Below are 20431 nucleotides of genomic sequence, written 5' to 3'. Positions count from 1 at the left end.
GACGGATTTTTGGGTTAGAGCAACTAATGATCTTTAATACCAAAGAATGTAAACTCTGTGAACAATAGCTAGTGAAAAATTATGGAAAGGATGTTTAATAATGAGGAAAATGATAATTCTGTGTATGTTTTGTCTTGCACTTTTCTCAGTGATGGGAGTTTCTCAAGAGGTCAAACAAGATAGCCAACCAAACAATTCAAAGCCTCAATTAGAATATGATAAAAAGATAAACAGTCTCAATGCGCAGTTAGATGCATTAAAGCTAAAGTTAGAGGAAATGGAGCAGCAAAACTCTCAAGCTGCCGAAGATGTTAGTGAGATTGTCAAAACAACAACATCAGCATTAAAAGGGATTGAATCCTCTAATCGAGAAATATCGAATTACATTAAAAGCCAAAAAGCATCATTTAATGATTTAGAAAATAAAGATGTAGATATTGCTCATAGTATAGCTACTGATTGGCCTGCGGTGCTGTTTAACTTTTTCGCTATAACTTTGTCTGCGTATATTTCATATAGGGTTGTTAGAAAAACACTAAATAACGAGGCTGCCAAGCAAAATGAAATTTTAGTTAATGAGAATGAGAAGTATAAGGAAACCTTAGAAAGAGAAACAAAAAAGCAAAACGACTTGATTATTGAAGAAAGAAATAAGCGAAAGGAAGAGCTTGACCACCAAATTTCAGCTAGTAATAAAAATTTTCAGCAACAGTATGAGCGAACTATCAGTGAGTTTCGTCAAGGTTGGATAAATGATTTTAGATTGCTCACTAGTGAGTTAATCGGAAATACTTATCAAATACTTTCATATTCTGATGTAGATGCAATTTCTTTGTTTAAAACGAAAGACTATAGAATTATAAGAAGGAAGCTCAGCTTGTTGAGTCAGGAAATTAAAGATGGTTCTTTAGACCACAATTTATATTTAGTTAAGCTGGAGGAGTTGAAGTTATTGCAAGCGATTTATGAAGAACACCCTTACTATAAAGTTAAAGAGCTTGAATCAAAAATAATAGGCCAAATAGAAAGACTTATTATGATGCTCAATAGTAAAGATATAGTAAGTGAAAATGAGAAAAGCAATGACTTTCCTATCTATAAATCGCTTACAAATTTGGAAGAGCTGTTTACTAATATATCTCTTTCTTCTGCTCTGCGAAATAAACAGAAAGAGATCAAGCAAGAATTAGTAGAACTACGAAAGTTGACTTCTGAAATGCTCAAAAAGGAATGGAACCGAGTTCAAAGGAAATAGAGTAAGAATTGTAGTTGCTACTTTGTGGCAACCACAACATTTGGAACTTGGACCCACTCAATCGGCTTACCTTGCTCTGTATAGATTTTAGTAGACTTGCTGTCAGCATGTCCCATTCGGTGTTGTGGGTTATGGCCCAACTCTTCAATAATTCTTGCAGATAGGCCTCTTATTTCATGGTAAGTTGGCCTCTCCTCAAACTGCAGCTCTTTATATAACCCCAAATCATCCCTTACTTTGGAGAACTCTTTACTGATATTACGGCTCACTATTTGGGTTACATGATCGACTTCTTTACTGACTGGGTTAGAGCGCGTTTTTGGTAGTCGATGGACTACATAGGGTGATGCGATCCTATCTCTACTTGTATCAATGATTGCTTTGATAGTCTCATTAATAGGGATTATTACGTGGGACGCTTCAGTTTTCTTGGTTTTCTGTCTGTGAATAGCAAGTTCACCATAAATCGTTGCAGAGCCATCTTTTTGCGGGGTTTCGTACCAAATACAACCGCACTTGCCAGCCTCAGCTTTCTTGAGTTTGTATTTAATACGTGAGATTTCTAATACTGCATGAGTTGTCTGCATAGTTAGATCCATTGCAGTCTTGAGCCATAGTGGCGCAGCTGCTCGAATTCGATTGAATGCGTCGATATCTAAAGGCTTTCTCACTTTTTCTTCTTTTGGCTTTTTGATCTTTAACGCGGCTGGGTTCTTCTCCATTTCACCAATATCTTTTGCGTAATCAAACAACATCTCAAGAAAACTCAACTTTCTATTGAAAACGTTGTTACTCGCATTAGGGTGGTACTTATCAAGGTACTCGGTAACTTCAGTTAAGGTGATTTCGGAACCTGGCATAGTAAAAAACTCTTTAACTCTTAAAGAGTCATTTTTCCATTGAGCTTTTAAGCTTTCGCCTGGAGACCTATCATTGGTGACCCTTTCGATTATCTTATCAACGAGATCAGAAAATGGAGTGCCCGAGTTTTCTTCAGCTAGTAGCGAGTCTAGTACTTCATTAGAGCGCTTAATGCGATTGTATTCATTCGCAATGATTATTGCCTCAGTTCGATTCTGACTGATTACTCGACGCTTTCCACTTACAAGCTTTAGCGTGTAGCCTGCGTTTTTGTCAAAATATAAATAGGGAGGTAAATCCCTATTTTTGAAAAGTCTTTTTCTAGGTGCCATTGTTACTCACTTAGCGCTAGAGCTTGCGCAAATTCTTTAGCCTTGGAATGCATACCCGGCTTTTGGTCTTCATATATATATGCTTGACCACTATTATCACCAATAAGCTCTCCATCTACATATCCATTGATAACCCATTCTCTTAATATCGTATAGCCGGGAACCGAGCCTTCAGCAAAGTGTAATTTAGCCCATGCTCTTGCTCTCATTAATTTACGCTGTGTGCTCATGCGGCGCCTCCGGTTGATGGTTGTGTTGTTGCTGTCCATTGATGATACTCTCCAAGCGAGCTAGCTTTTGCTCCATGATTTCTTCAATAGCTAACTGCCCGTGCATCATTTTTAGCTGGTTAAGCATGATTTGAACGTCTGCTATTTCGTCTTGAAGATTACTTAAACGGTCTTTGCGATTTTGGGTGTGAAATCTATTTAATTCAGCGGTAAGCTCTCCCATTTCACCCATAGCCATACTTACTTGCGCTGCTGCACCCCAGTGTTCAATTGCTCTTTTATATATTGAGTTCATTATTAATCTCTTAAGCCGCTTGCTCTTGATTATCACTTACACCCATAGCACTAAATAAACGATCTAGTAATTCGCTAATTTCACCAGCGCACAGTAAAAAGTCAGCATCCAATTTGGCTGGTATATCTTCTTTGGGAATGTCAGCATTGGATTCTTTGATGGTGTCGGAATAACTAAGACGCTTGAGTGAGCCATCATTTTTTAGAGTGAACTCAATGTTTTCACCCCACTTGAGCGCAAGCTCAGTGACGCGCTTTCCACTGTCTAGATGCAATCTGGTTTCGTCACTACCCAGTGCGTGACGCTTCAATGCCACTTCATCCCCTTCGCCTGTCGGGTCTTCAAGTTTTGTGTCATAGCCCAGCGAGAAGTTTTCAGGTGCTTGGGTTTTTGTTAACCAATCGGTTAGGTGTACGTCTAAATCAAAGTCACAAAATGCAGGAATTATAGGAAGTGTACCGACTGATTTTCTAAATAGGGCTGCTAGCTGCTCCGCCTTGTTAAAACTGGAACTGTTGACCACAAACAACCCGCGCTTCATGTCTATAAAAGCAAAATGTAAGCTGGATTTTGTGAATGCCTGTGCTAGAAGAGTGTTGTAGACGCTATCTTTAAGCTCGTCTTTTTCTTTCTTTTTAACGGTGCGGTTTTCATCAAGTTCAATCTGCTGAACTTTTTCGGCAAGCTTCTCATTCACGACAGTGGCAGGAAGGATCTTTTCTTCAACTTTGGCACAAAGCAAAATAAATTCTTTTGAGAAATGGGAGAGGGTAGCGCCATGCTTGCCCAGTGCTTTTGTCCAACCAAAAGTGCTGTACTCTTGAGCGCCGCACTTTCTAAACGCATCTTGCTGAAGTGATTGCTCAAGCTGCTCCTGAGTGTATGCAATAGGTGTTTTGTATTTGTATGCTATTAAGTTTGTGAATCTCATTGTGCTTTCCTTAATTCAATTAATTTTAATTAGTTACATGGGTAACCATTCGAACTTAGTGCGCCCCGCCTTTGTAAGTTTTGGGTTGCCAGAGCTATCCAAGATAGGCACTTTTTTCATGCCCTTTAAAGCTCTAAATTCGTTTGGTAACTTCTTCGCCTGAGTTATGTATTCGTCTACAGAGCTTGGCATTGCCAGTTCACCGCTAATGCAGGTTGGTTTGGCTTTTTCAAATAGTTCTTGCTGCAATTCAGTTACTTTTACTTCCCACTCATTGGCATTATTGGGGGCGTTTTCACCCCGAAAATCGTTTACTTTTTTGATAGCTGCTTGTCGGCATTTAGCCGAACTTACTCCGAACACATAAAACATGATTAACCTCGATGTTAAATACCCATACAGTCGTTACGCTGTTGTGCCCCGTATACATTGTGTGCACTGGGCTGGCTGCGCTCGTTTGGTAGTCCGTGCTGCTGGTTTTGATGTCCGACATTATTTGGATTGCCTAGCATCTGCATCTGGCCATTTACGTTCACTACTATTTGCGTTGTGTACTTCGTTTGGTTGCGGCTATCTTCCCACTTATGTGTTTGCAAACTGCCCTCTATGTACACCTGAGAACCTTTGCGCAAGTATTGCCCTGCAATTTCAGCTAGCTTTCCGTGAATAGCTATGCGATGCCATTCAGTACGCTCTTTTGGCTGACCTGTGTTTTTATCTTTCCAGCTATCTGTTGTAGCTAAACTGATATTTGCCACCGCGCTACCATTCGGCAAATAGCGCACTTCAGGGTCTTGGCCGAGGTGACCTACTAGGATCACTTTATTTACACCTCGAGCCATTATTCCCAAACCTCTTTTGATTCAATCACTAGAGCCATCTCATCTTGATGCAATTCACGTCTTCTTCGTGCTTTACCTTGATCAAGAAGAACTTGATTAATACGAGCGTTACGTTCTTCGATAATGCGTTTAGCTTCTTCCGGTGTTTTGATTAACTCGTTCATATCTATTTATCTATTCCTTGAAAAGAGGGGGCTAAGCCCTCCTCAGGTTGGGACAAATTTATGCTACCTGCGCACGCTCAAGTTGCTGTGTTAAGTAGCGAATATAATCTTCAGCTTCACCTAGCTTAATATTCATAACCCTTAGTGCAGCGCTTTGTGCTAATTCACTTTCGGTAGGCCACTGGTCGTAGAATTTGTATTCGTATCTTGTGGATTCGGCGCTTGTTGACTCTTCGACTGTATAATCATCATTTGCGGCTGGCGCTTGTTGTAAGGCTACTTCTTCAAGTTGCAACGCTTGGTCATGCATTGCTTTTAGTTGTGAAATAGCGATAGAGACGGCTTGCTCAGCGGCAACTGCATCTGCAAAAAACTCTTCAGTAATTGGTTTGTTTTGAAGCTCTGTGATTTTTGCCGATATTTCGTCGCTGCTTTTTCCAATCATTTCGGTGGGGGCCAGCGCTATTTTGCCGACAGCTAATTGTTTTTCTAGTTCAGCTTGTTGCGCCGCCAATTCTTCGCGTTGCTTGGTGTCTGTGTGCATTTGCCATAGGGTTTGAATTGTTGATTCAACGGCTTCAATAGCTTCGTGAATTAGCTCTGGATCGAAAGCTGATGTATCAATTAGATTCACGGCTTCAAGGCAATCAGAGATTTCCTGTAGAGATGCGCCTTTACAGCTATCAACAAATCTGCTTATCTCGGCAATCTTGGCGCGCTGCGCGTTGAGCAGGGCTTCACGCTCGCGCTTTTTCTTATCTTCAATCTCTTTACGTCTAGCTTGTTCGGCTTTATATGCGGAAACATAAGGGGCGTAAATATCACTCGCTTTAGCGATTAAGTCATCACCAGCTAACTTCAGCTGTTTTGCTAAGTCTTTTCTGCGAGTGTCTAAGCTGGAAGTAAGCTTATTTGCTTCAGTCTGGATTTGGCGCCCTTGCTTGTAGTTCTCATCAATAGTCATGTCTGGAACTTTGCTTTTGGGGTACCGCCTTTTAAGCTCTTTAAGGCCTTGCTCAGTCAATTCGCTGCTAAATGCTAAAGTAGTCAAGTCTGTTGATTGCATCGTTACGCTCCTTGGATACGTGAGATTTGTTGCTGTTTAATTTGGTTGAGTGTGTTTTGGTATTCTTCTGCGTTTAAGGTTGATTCTTTGCATAACCCATATAGCTCAGGCTTTATTTTTTTGAATGCGAGCTCTAGAACCGTTTCGTTTTCTGCGCTCTCAAGCTCTTTTGTGAAACTCTTAAATTTGCGATTGAGGGATTCTATTTTTGCTTTTCGTTCCCGTTTTGTTTCAATCTCAATGTTGTCGAACTGAGCTTTACGAGCTGCCTCAACTTTTTCTTTCAAGTCTTTACGGCCAAGCGCATCAGCAAATTTAATTGCGCTTCTATATGTTTTGGTAAGCTCGGTTTTTGTTAGGGCGCTCTCTATTGCTTCTATGTAAGGAGTAAAGTCAGCTTGAGGTAGAGCCCAAGATGGTAGCTCTGGAGTCTCCCATTGAGCTGATAGATAAGTTGATTCGTTTTCGCTTGTGTCGTGCCTTATTAATACATAATTAGCGGTGCACTCAGATTTATCTGTTAGTAGCTGGCAGTTAATGAAATAAGGCTCGATAGCATACAGATATCGGCCAATACCAAATTGAACAGCTGCTCTTTTACCTGCACCAGACAGCGCGCCTTTCAATGCTTCTATTTCAGTAAGAGGAGCGCCATCCCACCTAGTAATCCACTGATCTTCAATCAGCAAACTCAGTCCGCACATCTGACCGCCTTTTACTTCGCGGAACTCATTGCGCCACCCCGTCAAGCCAAAGATGTCATCTAAACGCTGCTGTACAGCCCTTGCTGTAATGTAAGGGACTACTTTGACCCATACAGAACCATCTTTAGAAATTACTTTATCAGTAACTAGAAATTCAACATCGTGAGCCTCAAAAGGATCGCTAAGCAATTCTTGGGCTTTCTCAGCAGTGAGTTTCATGATTCACGCCTTGGTTAAAATTGATGCTATGAGTGTGTAATATAATCACAGTGGTGTCAACTATATTAACGGTAAATGTTGAAAATATTCACGGATGTGATAAATTGAGCTTTGTAAATGGTCTGTTTTAGCGTTTCTATGTGTAATATATTGTGATAAGTTTGTGTGTCGGTCTCAGATTGTTGACCGATAAATTCCAATTGTGTTACATTTTTTAAACCTAATGTTAAAGGTATTGTTATGAAACAGCTTAAAACGGACTTGCTTACACTTGTTAGAGGTGGCGTTGGTGGCGGCGGTGGTGACGATGGAAATCCAAAACCCAAGAGACTAGCCTCAATTGATGGGACATTTAAAGTGATTCATGGCGACAAGCCATAACGGAGGGAATATTTTGGAATGTGTAGATAGCTCGTTTTTGAGGCTGGTAGATCAAGCTCATTTTATGGCTGTGCTTGCCTCGCTTGGGGCTGCCTTTTTTTTGAAGGATAAAAAGTGGACAGCCTTTGCTCTTGCTGTATCGGTTTTTTATTTCATACCGGTATATTTTCATTGTGAAATCAAATTAATGGATCCAGAGTTTATTTGGAGATATGTAATTTGGACTTTAAATACATGTGCGGCATCAGCAGTTATCTACACATTAATGAAAAAGGAACTTGTGTATTTTAAGCAGGCGCTTGTGTTTATCAGCTTATCTGTGGCTGAAATTGCGCTTCAAGCGTTCAGGCTAGTTGATATTCATTTTTTCAATGTCGAATACAGCACCTTAATATACAAGAGCGGCATGCCAACTTTAAATAACCTAGTTGTTATTTGTTGCTATTTACCATTGGTCATAATTGGATACAGGAATATACAAAAATGGATCTACCGATCGCATTAACAGTTGTTATAGTGTGCATCGTTTCTTCTTTGATGCTTTTGATCAACACGTTAAGGAAAATCAGAGTTAGAAAAGAATATGCTGACGAGGCTATGGATAATATTTCAAAAAGGGTTTTTGTAAAAAAAGATATTACCCTCACTGATTCTGAGCGTGCAGTGAAGTTACTTGGTTTAGATGTTGAGGCTGAGATTTTGCTAAAGAAAGCATGCAAGGATGCAGTATTAAATCCAATTAAAAGAGGGTAATTTAAGACTAGGTAACAAAAGCCGTCGAGTTTAATTATAAAAATATTTATTGAAACGGTTTTTTCATAATCTGTTATGGCTTCAATTATTTTCAGCAAGGCTCTCGTAACCTCTTTAATTATAGATGTCATCGAAAAGGGCTGATGCTTCATGAGTTTTAAAAAAATCTAATGAAGCACCAGTCCTTTTGACTGTTATTTATCTAGAAAATTTATGAACCGGGTAATATATAGTGGCTTGATTAAATTACCCACCTGAGCAATTTACAAACAAGGAGACTTTAAAGTGGCTATGATTGAAAAACTTAAAGAGCTGCGCTTAGTGTGCGGCGGCAGCTTATCAAAACACAATACCTATGAAGTGCTTACAAATGGCTTTGGACTTGACCCTATGGGTAGCGGAGGTGGTACGGAACCTCCAGCAGAAAAAAGCGATTACTCTCTCTTTGGGAAAGGTGATAAAGTAAAACCCTTAACTGGCGGAGGCGGGCTCGATCCTAAGTAAGTCAGATTGGAAATACTGGCTTTAAGTCAGTATTTTCTCGCCAGTTTTATAAGTTCTAAATTAAGTCTGTCTGTATCCTCGCTAAGTAGGGCCTCGTATACCAATGGAATGGCGCGGGATTCAAACTCAACACTGTCGATACCAACCTCTTTGGCTGTGCCCTTCACCTGAAGAATTGCATCCTCAAGTATTTTAATATTCAAACTAACTTCTGCCTTCTTAATGGTGCCGTCTTTTTCTATTGAGATTGGGTTTAACAGATCTGCAGGCTCAATATCAAAGGCCTTAGCAATAGCCTCTAGTTTATCTAAGGATAAATTCAGAGCTTCTTTGTTGGGATCAGTCAATTTCGACATATAAGAGCGTGTAATTTTGAACCCTAAATTCTCAACAAGCTTTGCAATGCTGGAAGGGTTTAAGCCATTAAGCTCCATCAAATTACAAATGTTGTCTTTTACAATCGAATTCGGGGTCATGCTGCTAACTTGTTTGCTGTGTTTATTATATTAAGCACGATTTGAGCAAAATAATCCACAAAAATGTGAAAAAACATTGTAAAGCAAGCTTTTTGTGTTATATATTCACAATTGTGTTGAATATAATCACGGATTGTAAATGAAACAGGAATTTATAAGGGTAATTAATGATGTGCCAATAGCGCGCTTAATCAAAGGGACTGGACTTAAACGCGATTGGGTAAATGCATGTCGCTCTGGCAGGATACGCGAGCCAAGTTTAAGCAAGGCTATATCGGTGCTGGAGCTTGATTATGTAATTCTACTTGTGCCCAAACAGCAAGTGGAGGAGCTTGGTATCTGCAACAGCTCTCGCATGCAACTCCGCAATCTATCGGGAGAAAGAGCATGAATAAACAAGTCTTAATAGAAGCATTGAATAACCATGGTTTTATACGTTTCTTTAAAGCGTCCAACGGAGGTTTTGATCCGACTGACTATCCACTTTTAGCGCAAGATGAAATTTATCACTTATGGGTGTGTAGTGATGCAGAATTTCTAGCGTCGCAAGAAAAGCACTGTACAGAAGGGGAGCGTGCAGAGCGTCTTCTTAAAAACCGCAACCTAGCAAGAGCAAAGTTATGGCGTTATTTCATCGCGTATACAAATACAAAGCTACCCGGCTCAGCTGTAGCGCATGAACTTGCATCACAAATAAAACCATGGTCAGCAAGCTCGCAAGAGTTGACTCAAGTGTTTCATTCGGGTGTTGAAGCGCTGAGCCCAGACGCAATAAACCATTAGCCCACACGATAAAGTTAATTAAGGAAAATCATCATGGAGCTTCACTCTAGAATTAAGGGTTACCTAAAAAACCTGTTAGTGTTTAAGGCTTACTCGTTGTCTCGAATTTTTAATTTTCGGTCAACTAAGCTTATACCCGCTTGGGCCAGTGCACTAACTAGCTCCTTGGACGCTGCCTTAATACCTTCTTCTTTAAAGGTTCTGGATATGTCAATTATTGACTTCCCTTGCAGGGCTTTCGGTCTTGCACTCAGAACTTGCAGGGCTTTTTCTGTCAAAACTGTATTTGTCAGTGTAGCAACATTCCAATTCAGAGGGTCACAAGGCTTACCATCACTCTCTAATTGCGATGAGCGAATGTACCCTTCATTAAATAGGTATGCGGCAGTGCTAATAAATAACTCTGTATCCTTATTAGTCTTAAACTCTCTGAATGCGTCCCAGTCATTGAAATCAACTGATGGCAAACCTGTGACGGTTGATGATTCGATATATGTCGGGTTTGGAAATTCTGAATACAGCTTTTCGAAAATTTTCGCTATGTATTCATTCATTTTTTCAATGTTTTTACCTTCCATTTCAAGTCCTTCTTGTTTGAAAAAATTGTTTGTTAGCACATGCATATTATCAGACAGGAAGGGCGCTTATAAGAGTTAATCAAGGAGTCATTATGTTTGAAAATATATACACACAATACCCTGAACATGGACCGGGAAAAAAGAAAAGTAGATGCAAAAACACTGAGGGTGGCTGCAAGGGCTGTCGGTGTAAATTGGTTAAGCAAGAAAGTAAAAAGTCTAGATAAAACAAAACCCGCAAACTTTGGCGAGGGGCGGGTTTCGAATCAATAACAGGATGTATTATGACACACACAGCACAAAAATCAAACAGGGGTAACGTATGAGTAGGGCTGCAACTGACTGGGCTTGGCGGCAAGAGCTAAGCACCTCAACACAAAAGCTCCTCTTACTCTCATTTGCTGATAGAGCCGATGAAGATCACTGTTGCTGGCCAAGCATTGCAAGATTAGTAAAAGACACAGGATTAAATGAGAAGACGATTGGTTCCAATATTAAGAAGCTAGAGTCTCTCGGTTTAATTGAGGACACAGGTAAGCGTAAGGGTGTAACAGGTAAAGTTAAAGTCTATCGTATAGTAGGTATTGAAGAGGGCGAAAACACTAATACACCCAAAAGTGGATGTATTGAAAAACAGCCACCTTCGCAGGGCCATTTAAATCAAGCCCCTCAAGAGGGTGTTAAACCAAATACCCCCAAAAGCGGATGTATTGCTAATTCCAATACCCCCAATAACGGATCGGTGAATACCCCCGAAATTGGATCTTTGAATACCCCCGTTTTTGGGGGTCAGAACCACCCATTAGAACCACCCAAAGAACCATTAAAAAATAAATCAAAAAATTCTCTCGATTATTCCGTTTGGCCTCAAGTGCCAAGTGTGCAAGTTCGCAAAGATTGGGAGGCATCTCGCAAAGCCAAAAAAGCCCCCGTAACACAGACCATTCTGAATTACTACGTTAAGCAATTGACGCTGGCAGTTGAAAACGGACTGACTATTGATGAGTGTCTTTCCGAATGGGTGGTCAGAGGGTGGCAGCGGTTCATGTACGATTGGGTCAACCCTGATTTGAAAGAATTGGGTTTACAGCGCTTGAGGGCACCTCAAGGTGAAGTTGCATCGTTTTTTGAAACTGGAGAGATCACCGAGCACTCTGGAAAAAAAGAAGTCGGTGAAGCTCTGTTGCAAGGCTATTCATTTAGTAGGCTCCCGCAAATTCATAAAGATAATCTACTCACAGAGTGGCGTGCAGGTCGTTTGCGAGTTGATTTGATTAACGTTCTAGAAAGACAAAATATCGCTTTATAGGTGAAGGAATATGGCAATAAAAACTCAGAAAGATCGACTGCAATTCATTATTACAGGCTCAAAATTTTGGACCTTAGAAGAGGTGTGTAATGCGAGCTTTCAGCAGTTTGGCAAAACTGACACCCAAACTGCTATGTCTGCAAGGTGGCGTGACATTCACGAATCGGCATTTCTTATTAAGCATAAACGTGTTCGCTCAGGGACCAAAAACCTTTGGGAATACAGGATTGAAATTAAGGAAGCAGCAAACTCAGATCAGGAGGTCGCATGAATCTATTAGCATCACAAGTAATTCGCACAGCACGTATGCGCGCGGGGTTAACTCAAGCTGAGGTAGCTGCACACTATGGTGTTGAAGAGCGAACATTAAGGCGCTGGGAAAACAAGGAAAGCAACCCCGATTTCAGAGATGTTGTCGGTGTAGTTGAGGGGTTGGGTCAGGACTTTCTAGACGTATGCAAAGAGGCTAGTGGTAGCGATGCAATTACAGTTAGCTAGAACCACAAACGCACTTATACCTGCTGATGAGCAAAGCAGAGAAGCACTTAAGGGAATTGCTCTTGGTAAAACTGTTCAGGCCAAGATAACTCAGCCGCGCAATTGCAAGTTTCATAGGAAATATATGGCGCTGCTTAACTTAGCTTACGACCACTTTGAACCAAAGCCTGTTGAGTATAAAGGCCGGATGATTACACCCGGTAAAAACTTCGATGAGTTTAGAAAGTGGGTCGCCATATGTGCGGGTCATTATGAATTTGTGGCATTCCCCGGTGAAGAATTTCGAGTCAGAGCTAAATCTATTGCGTTTAGTAAATTGAGTGAAGATGAATTTCAAAAGCTGTACTCAAGATCAATTGATGCGCTGCTTAAAAATTTGCTAAGCAGCTACAGAAACTACCAAGAAGTAGAAGACACCGTTAATCAAATAGTGCGAGAGTTTGGATGAGTTTAAAAAGTAAAAAACTAAGGAATAGTGCTCAAGGTCAGGAATGCCAAGTTCGTATCCCGGGTGTTTGTAATGGCAATCCAGAAACCGTAGTGCTTGCTCACGTTGGCAAAGGCTCTGGTATGGGTCAAAAGTGCGATGACATTCACGCGACTTTCTGTTGTAGCGCTTGTCATGATGAAATCGACCGTCGGACACGCATTTGTTCGCTGGAGTATGTTGAAAATTGCGCATATGAGGGTGCTTTTAGAACCCAGCAAATATGGTTAAGCCAAGGCTTAATTAAGGTGGCTTAATGACTGGTGGGCAAGCGATTAGAACAGCAAGGCGTTATCGTGAAATGTCTCAGGCAGAACTTGCCTCACTCTATGGTGTATGTACTCGGACTGTTCAAAGGTGGGAAAAAGACACTGTGCAGTTAAAGTGGGATACCGTAAAAGCGGTGGTCGAGCAGGTATGTGATTTAAAACTTGGCTTTGTACTGCTATTGGAGCAGCAATCAAATGAAAACAATTAAAGAAGTAAGGAAAGCTCTTAAACAGTGGGGACGGTACTGGGCAAGCAAAGAACAGCTTCAGGGTTACTCGAGTAAATCTAACGCAGAGAAGATACGTGAAAATCATTTGCTCGGTGGGTTATTTAAATCTGATGGTCACTTATATAGCCATGGATCAAGCAATATAAACCCACCTGAGCATATTAAAGAGCTATCCGCGCAAATTGATAAATTGCGAACAGAGCATAAGCAGGTATTAGTCGGTAAATACGTCAAGGGCATGGGTAATACTGAAATATCCAATTGGGCGACCACACTTGGTGATGGTTACAGTGTTGATTTTTGGCTGTTAAGGGCTGAAAAAAGCCTAATGAGCTAGTGCAACCCTGAAAAGTCGCTAAACACGACACCATATGTCGTTTTCTTCAGGCGGGAATGTGTCATAATTTAAATATGCTCGCGAGAGGCATACGTCAATTATTCTTATATAGACTCTGTCATTTAATAAGCGCTTTAATGGTGATACTTATCATTGCCGACAAATAAACAAGTAGGTTCACTAAGCCTTTTCTTTCGGTTAGCATAAAACCATCAAAGCCGAGCTAGGATGTTTTTATGGCGATTACACTACAAAACCAAGGTGTGGTTGATTTATTTGAAAAAGGTAAAGAAGAGTGGAATAAGTGGGTAGAAGAAAACCCAGATGCGAATATAAAGGTTGAAAATTTTGTATTCCCAAATGAAAAACTAACGTCAATAAGCTTCTCTAAGTTCAACTTTCCTAGGGGGAGTGTGGTGTTTAGAAAGGTTGAGTTTAATGCGGAGAAGGTATTTTTCTCAAGGTGTAATTTTCAATGTCGCTATTTGTTTTTTCAATTCATTTTACAGCCTAATTTACATATAAACTTTGCTGGCTCAGTATTTTGCTGTGATAGCATTGATTTACTCGGAAACAAATTAGATAGCCTATCTTTTGGGGGAGCGTCTTTAGGGGATTCCTATTTTCATATCTTTGATACTGAGTTGAGGTCTGGATTAAGTATGAAGAACTCTATAAAGGGTAAAGGGGATATAAGAATAGTAATAAAATCGACGGGAAACTCGAAAATAAACTTATATAATTTTATCTCAGATTCATCGGTTGAGCTTAGGCTATTTAAGGGTAATGTCACACAGCTTGATTGTAAGAAAGCTAGAATTTCAGGTTCTTTGCGAATAGAGGGGGAGTTCAAATGTATACCCGACTTAAGGCAATCAAAAATAGACCATCATGTAGACTTGGGTGGATTGAGGGTACGATTAAAACGGTTTTTTAAAGCTGGCTGTGGCGTTGAGGAGGCTCTTGATGATGACGATGCAGACAGGCTTTGCCGATTAAAAGAAATTGCTGAACAAAATAAAAACCATGGAATGGCATTAGCTTTTCACGCTGATGAAATGAGGGCCAGCAGGTGGATCAAATTTGGTAAACTGCAATCAGTACTAGATATGTTTTATTCACTAACAAGTAACTATGGACAAAGCATAGCAAGGCCATTTTTCTATCTAGCTCTATCAATAATAATGTTCGCAATATATAGCCTTAAACAACCTGAAAACATACATAAAGATGAAGGTCAGTTTAAAACTGCTATTACAGTATCAATAGCAACCGTAACTCCTTTTATATCTATATCTAAAACAGAACGTGAAGCTGGTATAGCAAAACTCTATGGAGATAGTCCACCTGAAGATTATGGTCTATATAGCTATGCCCACGCAGGTATCTCATTTGTTTTTATCTTCTTGATAGGCTTAGGTCTTCGAAATAGGTTCAGGATTTAAACAAACAAAGCCCCACATTGAATTGGGGCTTTTTTATTCCATATCCCCTCTAAATCAGTATCATAGAATCCATATACCACTACGAGATATATCAGTATGGAAAAGGAGTTGGAATTAAGAGATTACATCAACCGCTTATCTGAGCTCTATGGAGAAGTAGCTCTCAAAGGTGACGAGGCTATTCTTCTCTGGCTTAAAGGAAAAGATGCTTGGAATAAGTGGGTTGAGGAAAATCCAGAGGTAGAAGTTTTCTTTACAGGGGTAGAATTTAGTTATGAAGCATTGAAAGAGCGCTTTCCTGGTAATGATAATGTAGAGAGGCTAAGAGAAACTCCTTTTAGGCTTAATAAAGAGCTAGTGTGCTTTAGTGAATACAACTTTGGCGGCAATGTTTACTTTTGCAATGTAACTTTCAGTAGCCCAGTTTGCTTTTCTGATGCAGCGTTTAACAGCCATGTTTACTTTTCAAATGTAACTTTTGGCACCACCGCTTCCTTTCAGAATGCAACCTTTGGCGGCAGCACTTTGTTTCAGAAAGTAATTTTTAATGATTTCACTAACTTTCGCGAAACAATTTCATGCGATAATCTCAATTTTAACATGGTAACGTTCAGAGACGAAGTTACCTTTCATAACGTTACTTTAAACGGATGCGTGTTCATTAATACAGTAACTTTCAGTGGACCTGTGCTTTTTTCTGGAGCTGTCTTCAGTAGCAAAGTTGATTTTATTCGGTCAGCCTTTGGTGATTTTGTGACTTTTGTTGGTGCAGTATTTCAATCTGAATTTATGTTTGATGTAAAAAATGCTGAGCGCCTAACATCACTTGACTTCAAAGGTGCTGTGTTTGAAAAGAGGTTTTTAATATCTGGTAGTTTCGGTTGCATACCAGACTTAAGGCAAATAAAAACGAATCTCCATGTGGATCTGAGTAAATTGCGTGTTCATTTAGTGAGAACTAGAGAAAAGTATGTCGCTTTTCAAAAAAAAGCTGTTGACTTAGATGATGCTGAACGCTTGTGCAGATTAAAAGAAATAGCTGATGAAAATAAGAATCACAAAAGAGCTTTAGCGTTTCATGCTGATGAGCAGAGAGCTAATAGGTGGGGCGAGTTAAGTTCGTTGCAATCTGTTCTGGATATATTTTACTCAGCAACAAGCAACTACGGGCAAAGCATATTACGACCTTTTGTGTGGTTAGCTTTTTGTATTACTTTATTCGCTGTTTATGCTGTAAATAAATCAAACAATGATTCTCTTGGTGCGGTTGATAAATACACCCTAGCTACAGAGTTATCGATCGCCACTGTCACCCCTTTTTTATCAGTATCAAAAAGCGCTAGAGAAGATGGTATGAAGCTCCTGTATCAAGACAAACGAATAAGGTGGTTTAACTTACTAAGCTACTTACATTCTTTCTTCTCATTTATATTTATATTCCTTATAGGTCTAGGCCTAAGGAACCGATTTAGAATCTAATCAAACAAGCCCCGCAAATGCGGGGTTTTTTATTGCCCATACAAAGGTAAAAACATGTCTATGAACACAATAGAGCAGATAAAAGCGCACGAGGGCTTTAGGTGCCACCCTTACTATTGCACTGAAGGCGCGTTAACTATCGGTTACGGCTTTAATCTTGATAGTGGCGGTATAAGTGAAGAAGAGGCGGATCTCATTCTCTCTATGCGCATAGAAGGTATTCGAATGCGATTAGCTAACGCTGTCCCATGGTACGCAAACATGGTACCGGCTAGGCAGGCTGTATTTATCAATATGACATATCAAATGGGCTTCAATGGGTTTAAGAGTTTTAAGCGAATGCTAAAACATGCGCAATTGTGTGATTATGAATTAGCAGCTAAAGAAATGCTCAATAGCCTGTGGGCGAAACAAACACCCGAACGAGCCGCAGAGCTGGCACTGCAAATGAAATCGGGAGAGTGGCAATCGTGACCTGGTTATCCAATATCTTTTCTGTTGCAACAAAAGAGCCACTTCAAGTAGTAAGTAATATCATAGATGAACTTTACACGAGTGAAGAAGAAGTACTTGAGCAGCAGGTAATTAAAGCGCGACTTCTCAACAAGCAAAGAGAGATACAAGCGCATATCAATTCAGTACAAGCGTCACATCGCAGTCGATTCGTTGCTGGTGCTAGGCCTTTCCTAATGTGGGTATGTGGCCTCGGCTTTTTGTTCGCCTTTGTTATTAACCCAATACTTCAATGGCTATTACCTGACATTGGCGCACCAGTATTGCCATTAGATGTAATGCTTGAATTAACTCTTGGCATGTTAGGTCTTGCAGGTCTACGCACTATAGAAAAGATAAAGGGAGTAACTAAATGAATGAGCAATGGCACATGAAAAAAGAAATCAACATTGCCCACATCATTACAACCGTAGCGCTAATCGTATCAGGACTAACATTTCTATCTGACATGGATAAGCGCATAACAACAAACACAACGCAGATAGTTCACATACAAGAGCAGCGAAAGGAAGACTTGAGGCGACTAGAAAAGCGACTCGACTCGATAGAGCGGAAGTTAGATGAGCTAATAAGCAACTCATCAAAGTGAAATTCCAAAAGCTCGGGGACCCTAGAGAGTTGGAGATCAACCACGGGGAGCAAACTCGCGGTTATTGATAAATTTTCGGTTTTGCATGGGCCGCCACCACCTTTACCAGTTAGGTGGTAAGTTAATTGATTTTAATGAATTTTATGGTGACGAAATGAGTAAAAAACTAGCTTTGCGTCACTTAAACATCACTCAAATGTCTCGCATGTTCGATTTGTCTCGAAAGACGATTAGAGGTCGCTTGATTGCTTCAAGTGTTACCCCTTCTCAGCGTAAAGCAGGGATAAATGTCTACGATATGCGTGAAGCTGGACCAGCAATTTTTAAATCTTCATGAATAATGTATCTAACATAAGTGATTCTAATTCGTGGAATATCACTCGGATAGCTGAAGCATTTGGGTTACATCGTGAAACTGTGAGAAAGCGGTTACGCAGTAGCAAAGTGAAGCCTTCCGGAAAAAGGGCTGGTGTCGATGTTTACGCTTTAGCAGATGTGGGTCCTGCTCTTTTTTCAGGTGAGCGAAATGTAGGTGATGATGATTTTCTCAACCCGTCAAAAATGCTTCCAAAAGATAGGAAGGATTATTTTCAATCAGAGCGTGAAAGACTCAAGTTTGAAGAGGAAATTGGTGAGCTAATCCCTGATAGCGATTATCGAAAAGACCTGTATTTCTCACTCAGCATCGTAGTTAACTATTTTGAGAATCTCCCTGACAAAATGGAAAGGACCGGGCTGTTTACACCAGAACAATTAGAGTTGTTGGAGAAAGAAGGGGATAAATGTCGTCATGAGATGTACAACAAGCTAATTGAGATAACACCTGATGAGTAGCTACGCTAGAGCGAGCCATACTCGGATAAATGTAGCGGAGATCGTTAAACCCCCAAATCGTGAGCCATTATCACAAAGCGCCAGGCGCTTGCTTTATGTTGAGCTTGGAAACTCCATGGTTCCATGGGATGGGGATTTAACTCCCTACATGGCCGAGCCAATGGATACATTAAAGTCGCGTCGATATACCTCAACAATATTTGTAGGCCCAGCTAGGACCGCGAAATCGGTGTCGCTAGTAGATGCGTGGGCTATGGATACTATCGTAAATGATCCTGCCGACTTTTTGCTTGTTCAGATAAGCCAAGAAAAAGCTGCAGAGCATAGCCAAAAGCGATTAGATAGAGGATTTAACGCCTGCCCTGAGGTGCGAGCAGCGTTATCTCCACGAGCGCATGATAACAATATCCATAGCAAGTTTTTCAAAGCTGGCAACTTTCTAAAAATTGGATGGCCTAGTAAAAACATATTTGCTTCATCTACTTATAAGAGAGTAGCAATAACTGATTACGATCGAATTCCGTTGAACGTTGGCGGCGATGGCTCTACATATTTTCAAGCATCCAAACGGACGCAGTCCTTCATGTCTTCAGGCATGACAATGGCTGAAAGCTCCCCGGGGTTTTACGTAACAGACTCGACGTATCGAGTTAGTTCGCCGCATGAGGCACCGCCAACACCGGGCATTCTTTCACTCTATAACTTAGGTGATAGGCGCTTATTTTTTTGGCAGTGCCCAGAGTGCGGTGAGCACTTTGAGCCTGAATTTAAATTGCTCGTTTGGGATAAGGAAATAGATGACCCCGGAAAAGCATCCAAAGAGGTTTTTTTAGCCTGCCCCCATTGCGGCGCAATGCATCAAGAAAAGAAGCCATTAGAGCGCGGGAAATCCCTAAAGTGGTGCCTCAACAAAAGAGGCGTGTGGGTGCCTGAAGGATGTACAGTCGATCAGAACAGACAACTACACGGCGAGCGTAAAGATACGCATATAGCTAGCTTTTGGCAAAAAGGTCCGACAGCAGCTTTCCAAACATGGAATGAGCTAGTTTATAAGTATCTTGCGGCCATGCAGGTTTATGAGTCCACAGGCGAAATGCATGATTTACAAACCACGGTCAACACTGACCAAGGTTTGCCATTTATCCCCCCAAAAGACCAAGATCGAAGCGCAAACGAACTTATGGACCGCCGCGATGATTATGGCTGTAAAGAAGTGCCCGAGAATGTGCGCTTTTTAACAGCCGCAATCGACGTCCAAGGGGGTAAAAAATCCCGCTTTGAAGTCATGGTTTTAGGTTGGGGCGAGGATTTACAAAGCACAGTCATTGATAGATTTAATATTGAAAAGTCAAAGCGGCAAGACCCTGAAAACCCAGATAAGTTTGTAAGGGTAAAGCCTAGTGCTTATTTGGAAGATTGGGATCTCATTACTGAAAAAGTAATAAATAAAACATACCCTCTCACCGATGGGACCGGGCGCTTCATGCCTGTTCTTTTAACTGCTTGTGACTCAGGCGGTGAGGCGGGTGTGACTGATATGGCGTATCAATTTTATCGCCGCATCAAAAAGTTAGGCCTATCCCGCAAGATTATGCTCATAAAAGGGAGGGATGGCAAAGGAGGAAAAGATACCTCTGTGATAGAGAAAAGCTACCCAGACAATACAAAAAGGGAAGATCGAAAAGCCAAGGCCAAAGGGGATGTTCCTGTTTTCCTGCTCTTAACTGACAAAATAAAAGATACGGTTCAAAACAGTTTATCTAGAGACAAGGTGGGGCCGCGTTACGTTCATTTTCCAAAATGGCTACCCGAATCCTTCTTTGACGAGCTCACAGTTGAAGAACGCGGGCCAGATGGAAAGTGGAGAAAGCCAAACTCGCAAGCGCGTAATGAGGCATTCGATCTATTTGTTTATAACTGGGCTGCTATCTATGAGCGTAAAGCTGACCGAATCCGCGACTGGGAAAACCCACCCCTCTGGGCTTTGCCGCAAGATAGTAACCCCGAATTAATTTCTACAGATAAACAACAAGCAGTTCCCACAAGGCGCAGACGAAGAAGGTAGAA

General features: G+C 40.8%; 32 protein-coding genes and 1 pseudogene. 22 read left to right on the top strand and 11 right to left on the bottom strand.

All coding sequences use genetic code 11. The features are described from left to right. Window positions 1-100 precede the first annotated feature (100 nt). On the top strand, window positions 101-1255 hold the full coding sequence (locus QNM16_RS21750; RefSeq protein WP_284022382.1) for a hypothetical protein: 1155 nt from the start codon (window positions 101-103) through the stop codon (window positions 1253-1255). Window positions 1256-1272: 17 nt separating this feature from the next. Here the strand turns inward: QNM16_RS21750 and QNM16_RS21745 are convergent, their stop codons facing one another. The 9 genes and pseudogenes from QNM16_RS21745 to QNM16_RS21705 form a co-directional block, all read right to left on the bottom strand. Further along, on the bottom strand, window positions 1273-2448 hold the full coding sequence (locus tag QNM16_RS21745; protein ID WP_284022381.1) for a recombinase: 1176 nt from the start codon (window positions 2446-2448) through the stop codon (window positions 1273-1275). A gap of 2 nt (window positions 2449-2450) precedes the next feature. Then, window positions 2451-2678: a hypothetical protein gene (locus QNM16_RS21740; RefSeq protein ID WP_284022380.1), complete on the bottom strand. Its 228-nt coding sequence runs from the start codon at window positions 2676-2678 to the stop codon at window positions 2451-2453. Next, window positions 2662-2973, bottom strand: coding sequence for a nucleoside triphosphate pyrophosphohydrolase family protein (locus QNM16_RS21735; RefSeq protein ID WP_284022379.1), 312 nt, complete (start codon window positions 2971-2973; stop codon window positions 2662-2664). Before QNM16_RS21735 ends, QNM16_RS21740 begins: the two co-directional genes overlap by 17 nt. A gap of 10 nt (window positions 2974-2983) precedes the next feature. After that, entirely contained in the window at window positions 2984-3904 is a 921-nt protein-coding gene (rdgC, locus tag QNM16_RS21730; protein ID WP_284022378.1) for a recombination-associated protein RdgC, read from the bottom strand. Between the two features lie 33 nt (window positions 3905-3937). Continuing rightward, window positions 3938-4276: a hypothetical protein gene (locus tag QNM16_RS21725; protein WP_284022377.1), complete on the bottom strand. Its 339-nt coding sequence runs from the start codon at window positions 4274-4276 to the stop codon at window positions 3938-3940. A gap of 92 nt (window positions 4277-4368) precedes the next feature. Then, window positions 4369-4746: pseudogene (gene ssb / locus QNM16_RS21720) on the bottom strand (single-stranded DNA-binding protein); the annotation flags it as partial. Next, window positions 4746-4910 (bottom strand): hypothetical protein, encoded by a 165-nt coding sequence (locus QNM16_RS21715; RefSeq protein ID WP_284022376.1) that lies wholly within the window; start codon window positions 4908-4910, stop codon window positions 4746-4748. The gene QNM16_RS21715 and the pseudogene ssb, both read right to left, overlap by 1 nt. A 58-nt stretch (window positions 4911-4968) precedes the next feature. After that, a complete protein-coding gene (locus QNM16_RS21710; protein ID WP_284022375.1) occupies window positions 4969-5976 on the bottom strand; it encodes a hypothetical protein in 1008 nt (335 codons plus the stop codon). Between the two features lie 2 nt (window positions 5977-5978). Then, window positions 5979-6899 carry a Rad52/Rad22 family DNA repair protein gene (locus tag QNM16_RS21705; protein WP_284022374.1) on the bottom strand — a complete coding sequence of 307 codons (921 nt, stop codon included), beginning with the start codon at window positions 6897-6899 and terminating at the stop codon, window positions 5979-5981. A gap of 240 nt (window positions 6900-7139) precedes the next feature. Here QNM16_RS21705 and QNM16_RS21700 point away from each other — a divergent pair, with 240 nt between their 5' ends. The 4 genes from QNM16_RS21700 (at window position 7140) to QNM16_RS21685 (ending at window position 8537) form a co-directional block, all read left to right on the top strand. Next, a complete protein-coding gene (locus QNM16_RS21700) occupies window positions 7140-7280 on the top strand; it encodes a hypothetical protein (protein ID WP_284022373.1) in 141 nt (46 codons plus the stop codon). Then, entirely contained in the window at window positions 7264-7785 is a 522-nt protein-coding gene (locus QNM16_RS21695) for a hypothetical protein (protein WP_284022372.1), read from the top strand. The genes QNM16_RS21700 and QNM16_RS21695 overlap by 17 nt, the downstream gene beginning before the upstream one ends. Then, a complete protein-coding gene (locus tag QNM16_RS21690; RefSeq protein ID WP_284022371.1) occupies window positions 7764-8033 on the top strand; it encodes a hypothetical protein in 270 nt (89 codons plus the stop codon). The genes QNM16_RS21695 and QNM16_RS21690 overlap by 22 nt, the downstream gene beginning before the upstream one ends. Window positions 8034-8318: 285 nt before the next feature. Further along, a complete protein-coding gene (locus tag QNM16_RS21685) occupies window positions 8319-8537 on the top strand; it encodes a hypothetical protein (RefSeq protein ID WP_284022370.1) in 219 nt (72 codons plus the stop codon). Window positions 8538-8563: 26 nt separating this feature from the next. Here QNM16_RS21685 and QNM16_RS21680 read toward each other — a convergent pair whose 3' ends face one another. Beyond that, on the bottom strand, window positions 8564-9013 hold the full coding sequence (locus tag QNM16_RS21680) for a helix-turn-helix domain-containing protein (RefSeq protein ID WP_284022369.1): 450 nt from the start codon (window positions 9011-9013) through the stop codon (window positions 8564-8566). 387 nt (window positions 9014-9400) lie between these two features. Here QNM16_RS21680 and QNM16_RS21675 point away from each other — a divergent pair, with 387 nt between their 5' ends. Beyond that, window positions 9401-9796, top strand: coding sequence for a hypothetical protein (locus QNM16_RS21675; RefSeq protein ID WP_284022368.1), 396 nt, complete (start codon window positions 9401-9403; stop codon window positions 9794-9796). A gap of 89 nt (window positions 9797-9885) precedes the next feature. Here QNM16_RS21675 and QNM16_RS21670 read toward each other — a convergent pair whose 3' ends face one another. After that, window positions 9886-10374 (bottom strand): hypothetical protein, encoded by a 489-nt coding sequence (locus tag QNM16_RS21670; RefSeq protein ID WP_284022367.1) that lies wholly within the window; start codon window positions 10372-10374, stop codon window positions 9886-9888. A gap of 96 nt (window positions 10375-10470) precedes the next feature. On the opposite strand from QNM16_RS21670, the gene QNM16_RS21665 reads away from it, so the two are divergent. The 16 genes from QNM16_RS21665 (at window position 10471) to QNM16_RS21590 (ending at window position 20429) form a co-directional block, all read left to right on the top strand. Then, window positions 10471-10647 (top strand): hypothetical protein, encoded by a 177-nt coding sequence (locus QNM16_RS21665; protein ID WP_284022366.1) that lies wholly within the window; start codon window positions 10471-10473, stop codon window positions 10645-10647. Window positions 10648-10696: 49 nt separating this feature from the next. Further along, window positions 10697-11683, top strand: a complete 987-nt coding sequence (locus tag QNM16_RS21660; protein WP_284022365.1) for a helix-turn-helix domain-containing protein — start codon at window positions 10697-10699, stop codon at window positions 11681-11683. Window positions 11684-11693: 10 nt separating this feature from the next. After that, window positions 11694-11954 (top strand): hypothetical protein, encoded by a 261-nt coding sequence (locus QNM16_RS21655; RefSeq protein ID WP_284022364.1) that lies wholly within the window; start codon window positions 11694-11696, stop codon window positions 11952-11954. Further along, window positions 11951-12181 (top strand): helix-turn-helix domain-containing protein, encoded by a 231-nt coding sequence (locus QNM16_RS21650; protein ID WP_284022363.1) that lies wholly within the window; start codon window positions 11951-11953, stop codon window positions 12179-12181. The genes QNM16_RS21655 and QNM16_RS21650 overlap by 4 nt, the downstream gene beginning before the upstream one ends. Then, entirely contained in the window at window positions 12162-12629 is a 468-nt protein-coding gene (locus tag QNM16_RS21645; protein ID WP_284022362.1) for a DUF1367 family protein, read from the top strand. The genes QNM16_RS21650 and QNM16_RS21645 overlap by 20 nt, the downstream gene beginning before the upstream one ends. Then, window positions 12626-12925: a DUF1364 domain-containing protein gene (locus tag QNM16_RS21640; protein ID WP_284022361.1), complete on the top strand. Its 300-nt coding sequence runs from the start codon at window positions 12626-12628 to the stop codon at window positions 12923-12925. Before QNM16_RS21645 ends, QNM16_RS21640 begins: the two co-directional genes overlap by 4 nt. Beyond that, window positions 12925-13146, top strand: a complete 222-nt coding sequence (locus QNM16_RS21635) for a helix-turn-helix domain-containing protein (protein ID WP_284022360.1) — start codon at window positions 12925-12927, stop codon at window positions 13144-13146. Before QNM16_RS21640 ends, QNM16_RS21635 begins: the two co-directional genes overlap by 1 nt. Continuing rightward, window positions 13133-13504, top strand: coding sequence for a hypothetical protein (locus tag QNM16_RS21630; protein WP_284022359.1), 372 nt, complete (start codon window positions 13133-13135; stop codon window positions 13502-13504). The genes QNM16_RS21635 and QNM16_RS21630 overlap by 14 nt, the downstream gene beginning before the upstream one ends. Before the next feature lie 236 nt (window positions 13505-13740). Further along, a complete protein-coding gene (locus QNM16_RS21625) occupies window positions 13741-14949 on the top strand; it encodes a hypothetical protein (RefSeq protein ID WP_284022358.1) in 1209 nt (402 codons plus the stop codon). Between the two features lie 96 nt (window positions 14950-15045). Then, window positions 15046-16428, top strand: a complete 1383-nt coding sequence (locus QNM16_RS21620) for a pentapeptide repeat-containing protein (RefSeq protein ID WP_284022357.1) — start codon at window positions 15046-15048, stop codon at window positions 16426-16428. Between the two features lie 54 nt (window positions 16429-16482). Further along, window positions 16483-16902, top strand: a complete 420-nt coding sequence (locus QNM16_RS21615; RefSeq protein WP_284022356.1) for a glycoside hydrolase family protein — start codon at window positions 16483-16485, stop codon at window positions 16900-16902. Next, complete coding sequence (locus QNM16_RS21610; protein WP_417710446.1) at window positions 16890-17297, top strand: 3TM-type holin; 408 nt, start codon at window positions 16890-16892, stop codon at window positions 17295-17297. The genes QNM16_RS21615 and QNM16_RS21610 overlap by 13 nt, the downstream gene beginning before the upstream one ends. Continuing rightward, on the top strand, window positions 17294-17530 hold the full coding sequence (locus QNM16_RS21605) for a hypothetical protein (RefSeq protein ID WP_284022354.1): 237 nt from the start codon (window positions 17294-17296) through the stop codon (window positions 17528-17530). The genes QNM16_RS21610 and QNM16_RS21605 overlap by 4 nt, the downstream gene beginning before the upstream one ends. 154 nt (window positions 17531-17684) lie before the next feature. After that, entirely contained in the window at window positions 17685-17867 is a 183-nt protein-coding gene (locus QNM16_RS21600; RefSeq protein ID WP_284022353.1) for a hypothetical protein, read from the top strand. Next, the gene (locus tag QNM16_RS21595) at window positions 17864-18364 is read left to right on the top strand and encodes a DUF1441 family protein (RefSeq protein WP_284022352.1); all 501 of its coding nucleotides are present in this window, start codon (window positions 17864-17866) and stop codon (window positions 18362-18364) included. The genes QNM16_RS21600 and QNM16_RS21595 overlap by 4 nt, the downstream gene beginning before the upstream one ends. Then, complete coding sequence (locus tag QNM16_RS21590; protein ID WP_284022351.1) at window positions 18357-20429, top strand: phage terminase large subunit family protein; 2073 nt, start codon at window positions 18357-18359, stop codon at window positions 20427-20429. The genes QNM16_RS21595 and QNM16_RS21590 overlap by 8 nt, the downstream gene beginning before the upstream one ends. Window positions 20430-20431: the final 2 nt, after the last annotated feature.

It is taken from the genome of Pseudoalteromonas umbrosa (genome assembly GCF_030125375.1).
GTDB classification, from domain to species: domain Bacteria; phylum Pseudomonadota; class Gammaproteobacteria; order Enterobacterales; family Alteromonadaceae; genus Pseudoalteromonas; species Pseudoalteromonas umbrosa.
Note: the sequence above shows the minus strand (reverse complement) of the source record. Positions and strands in the feature narration are given on the sequence as shown.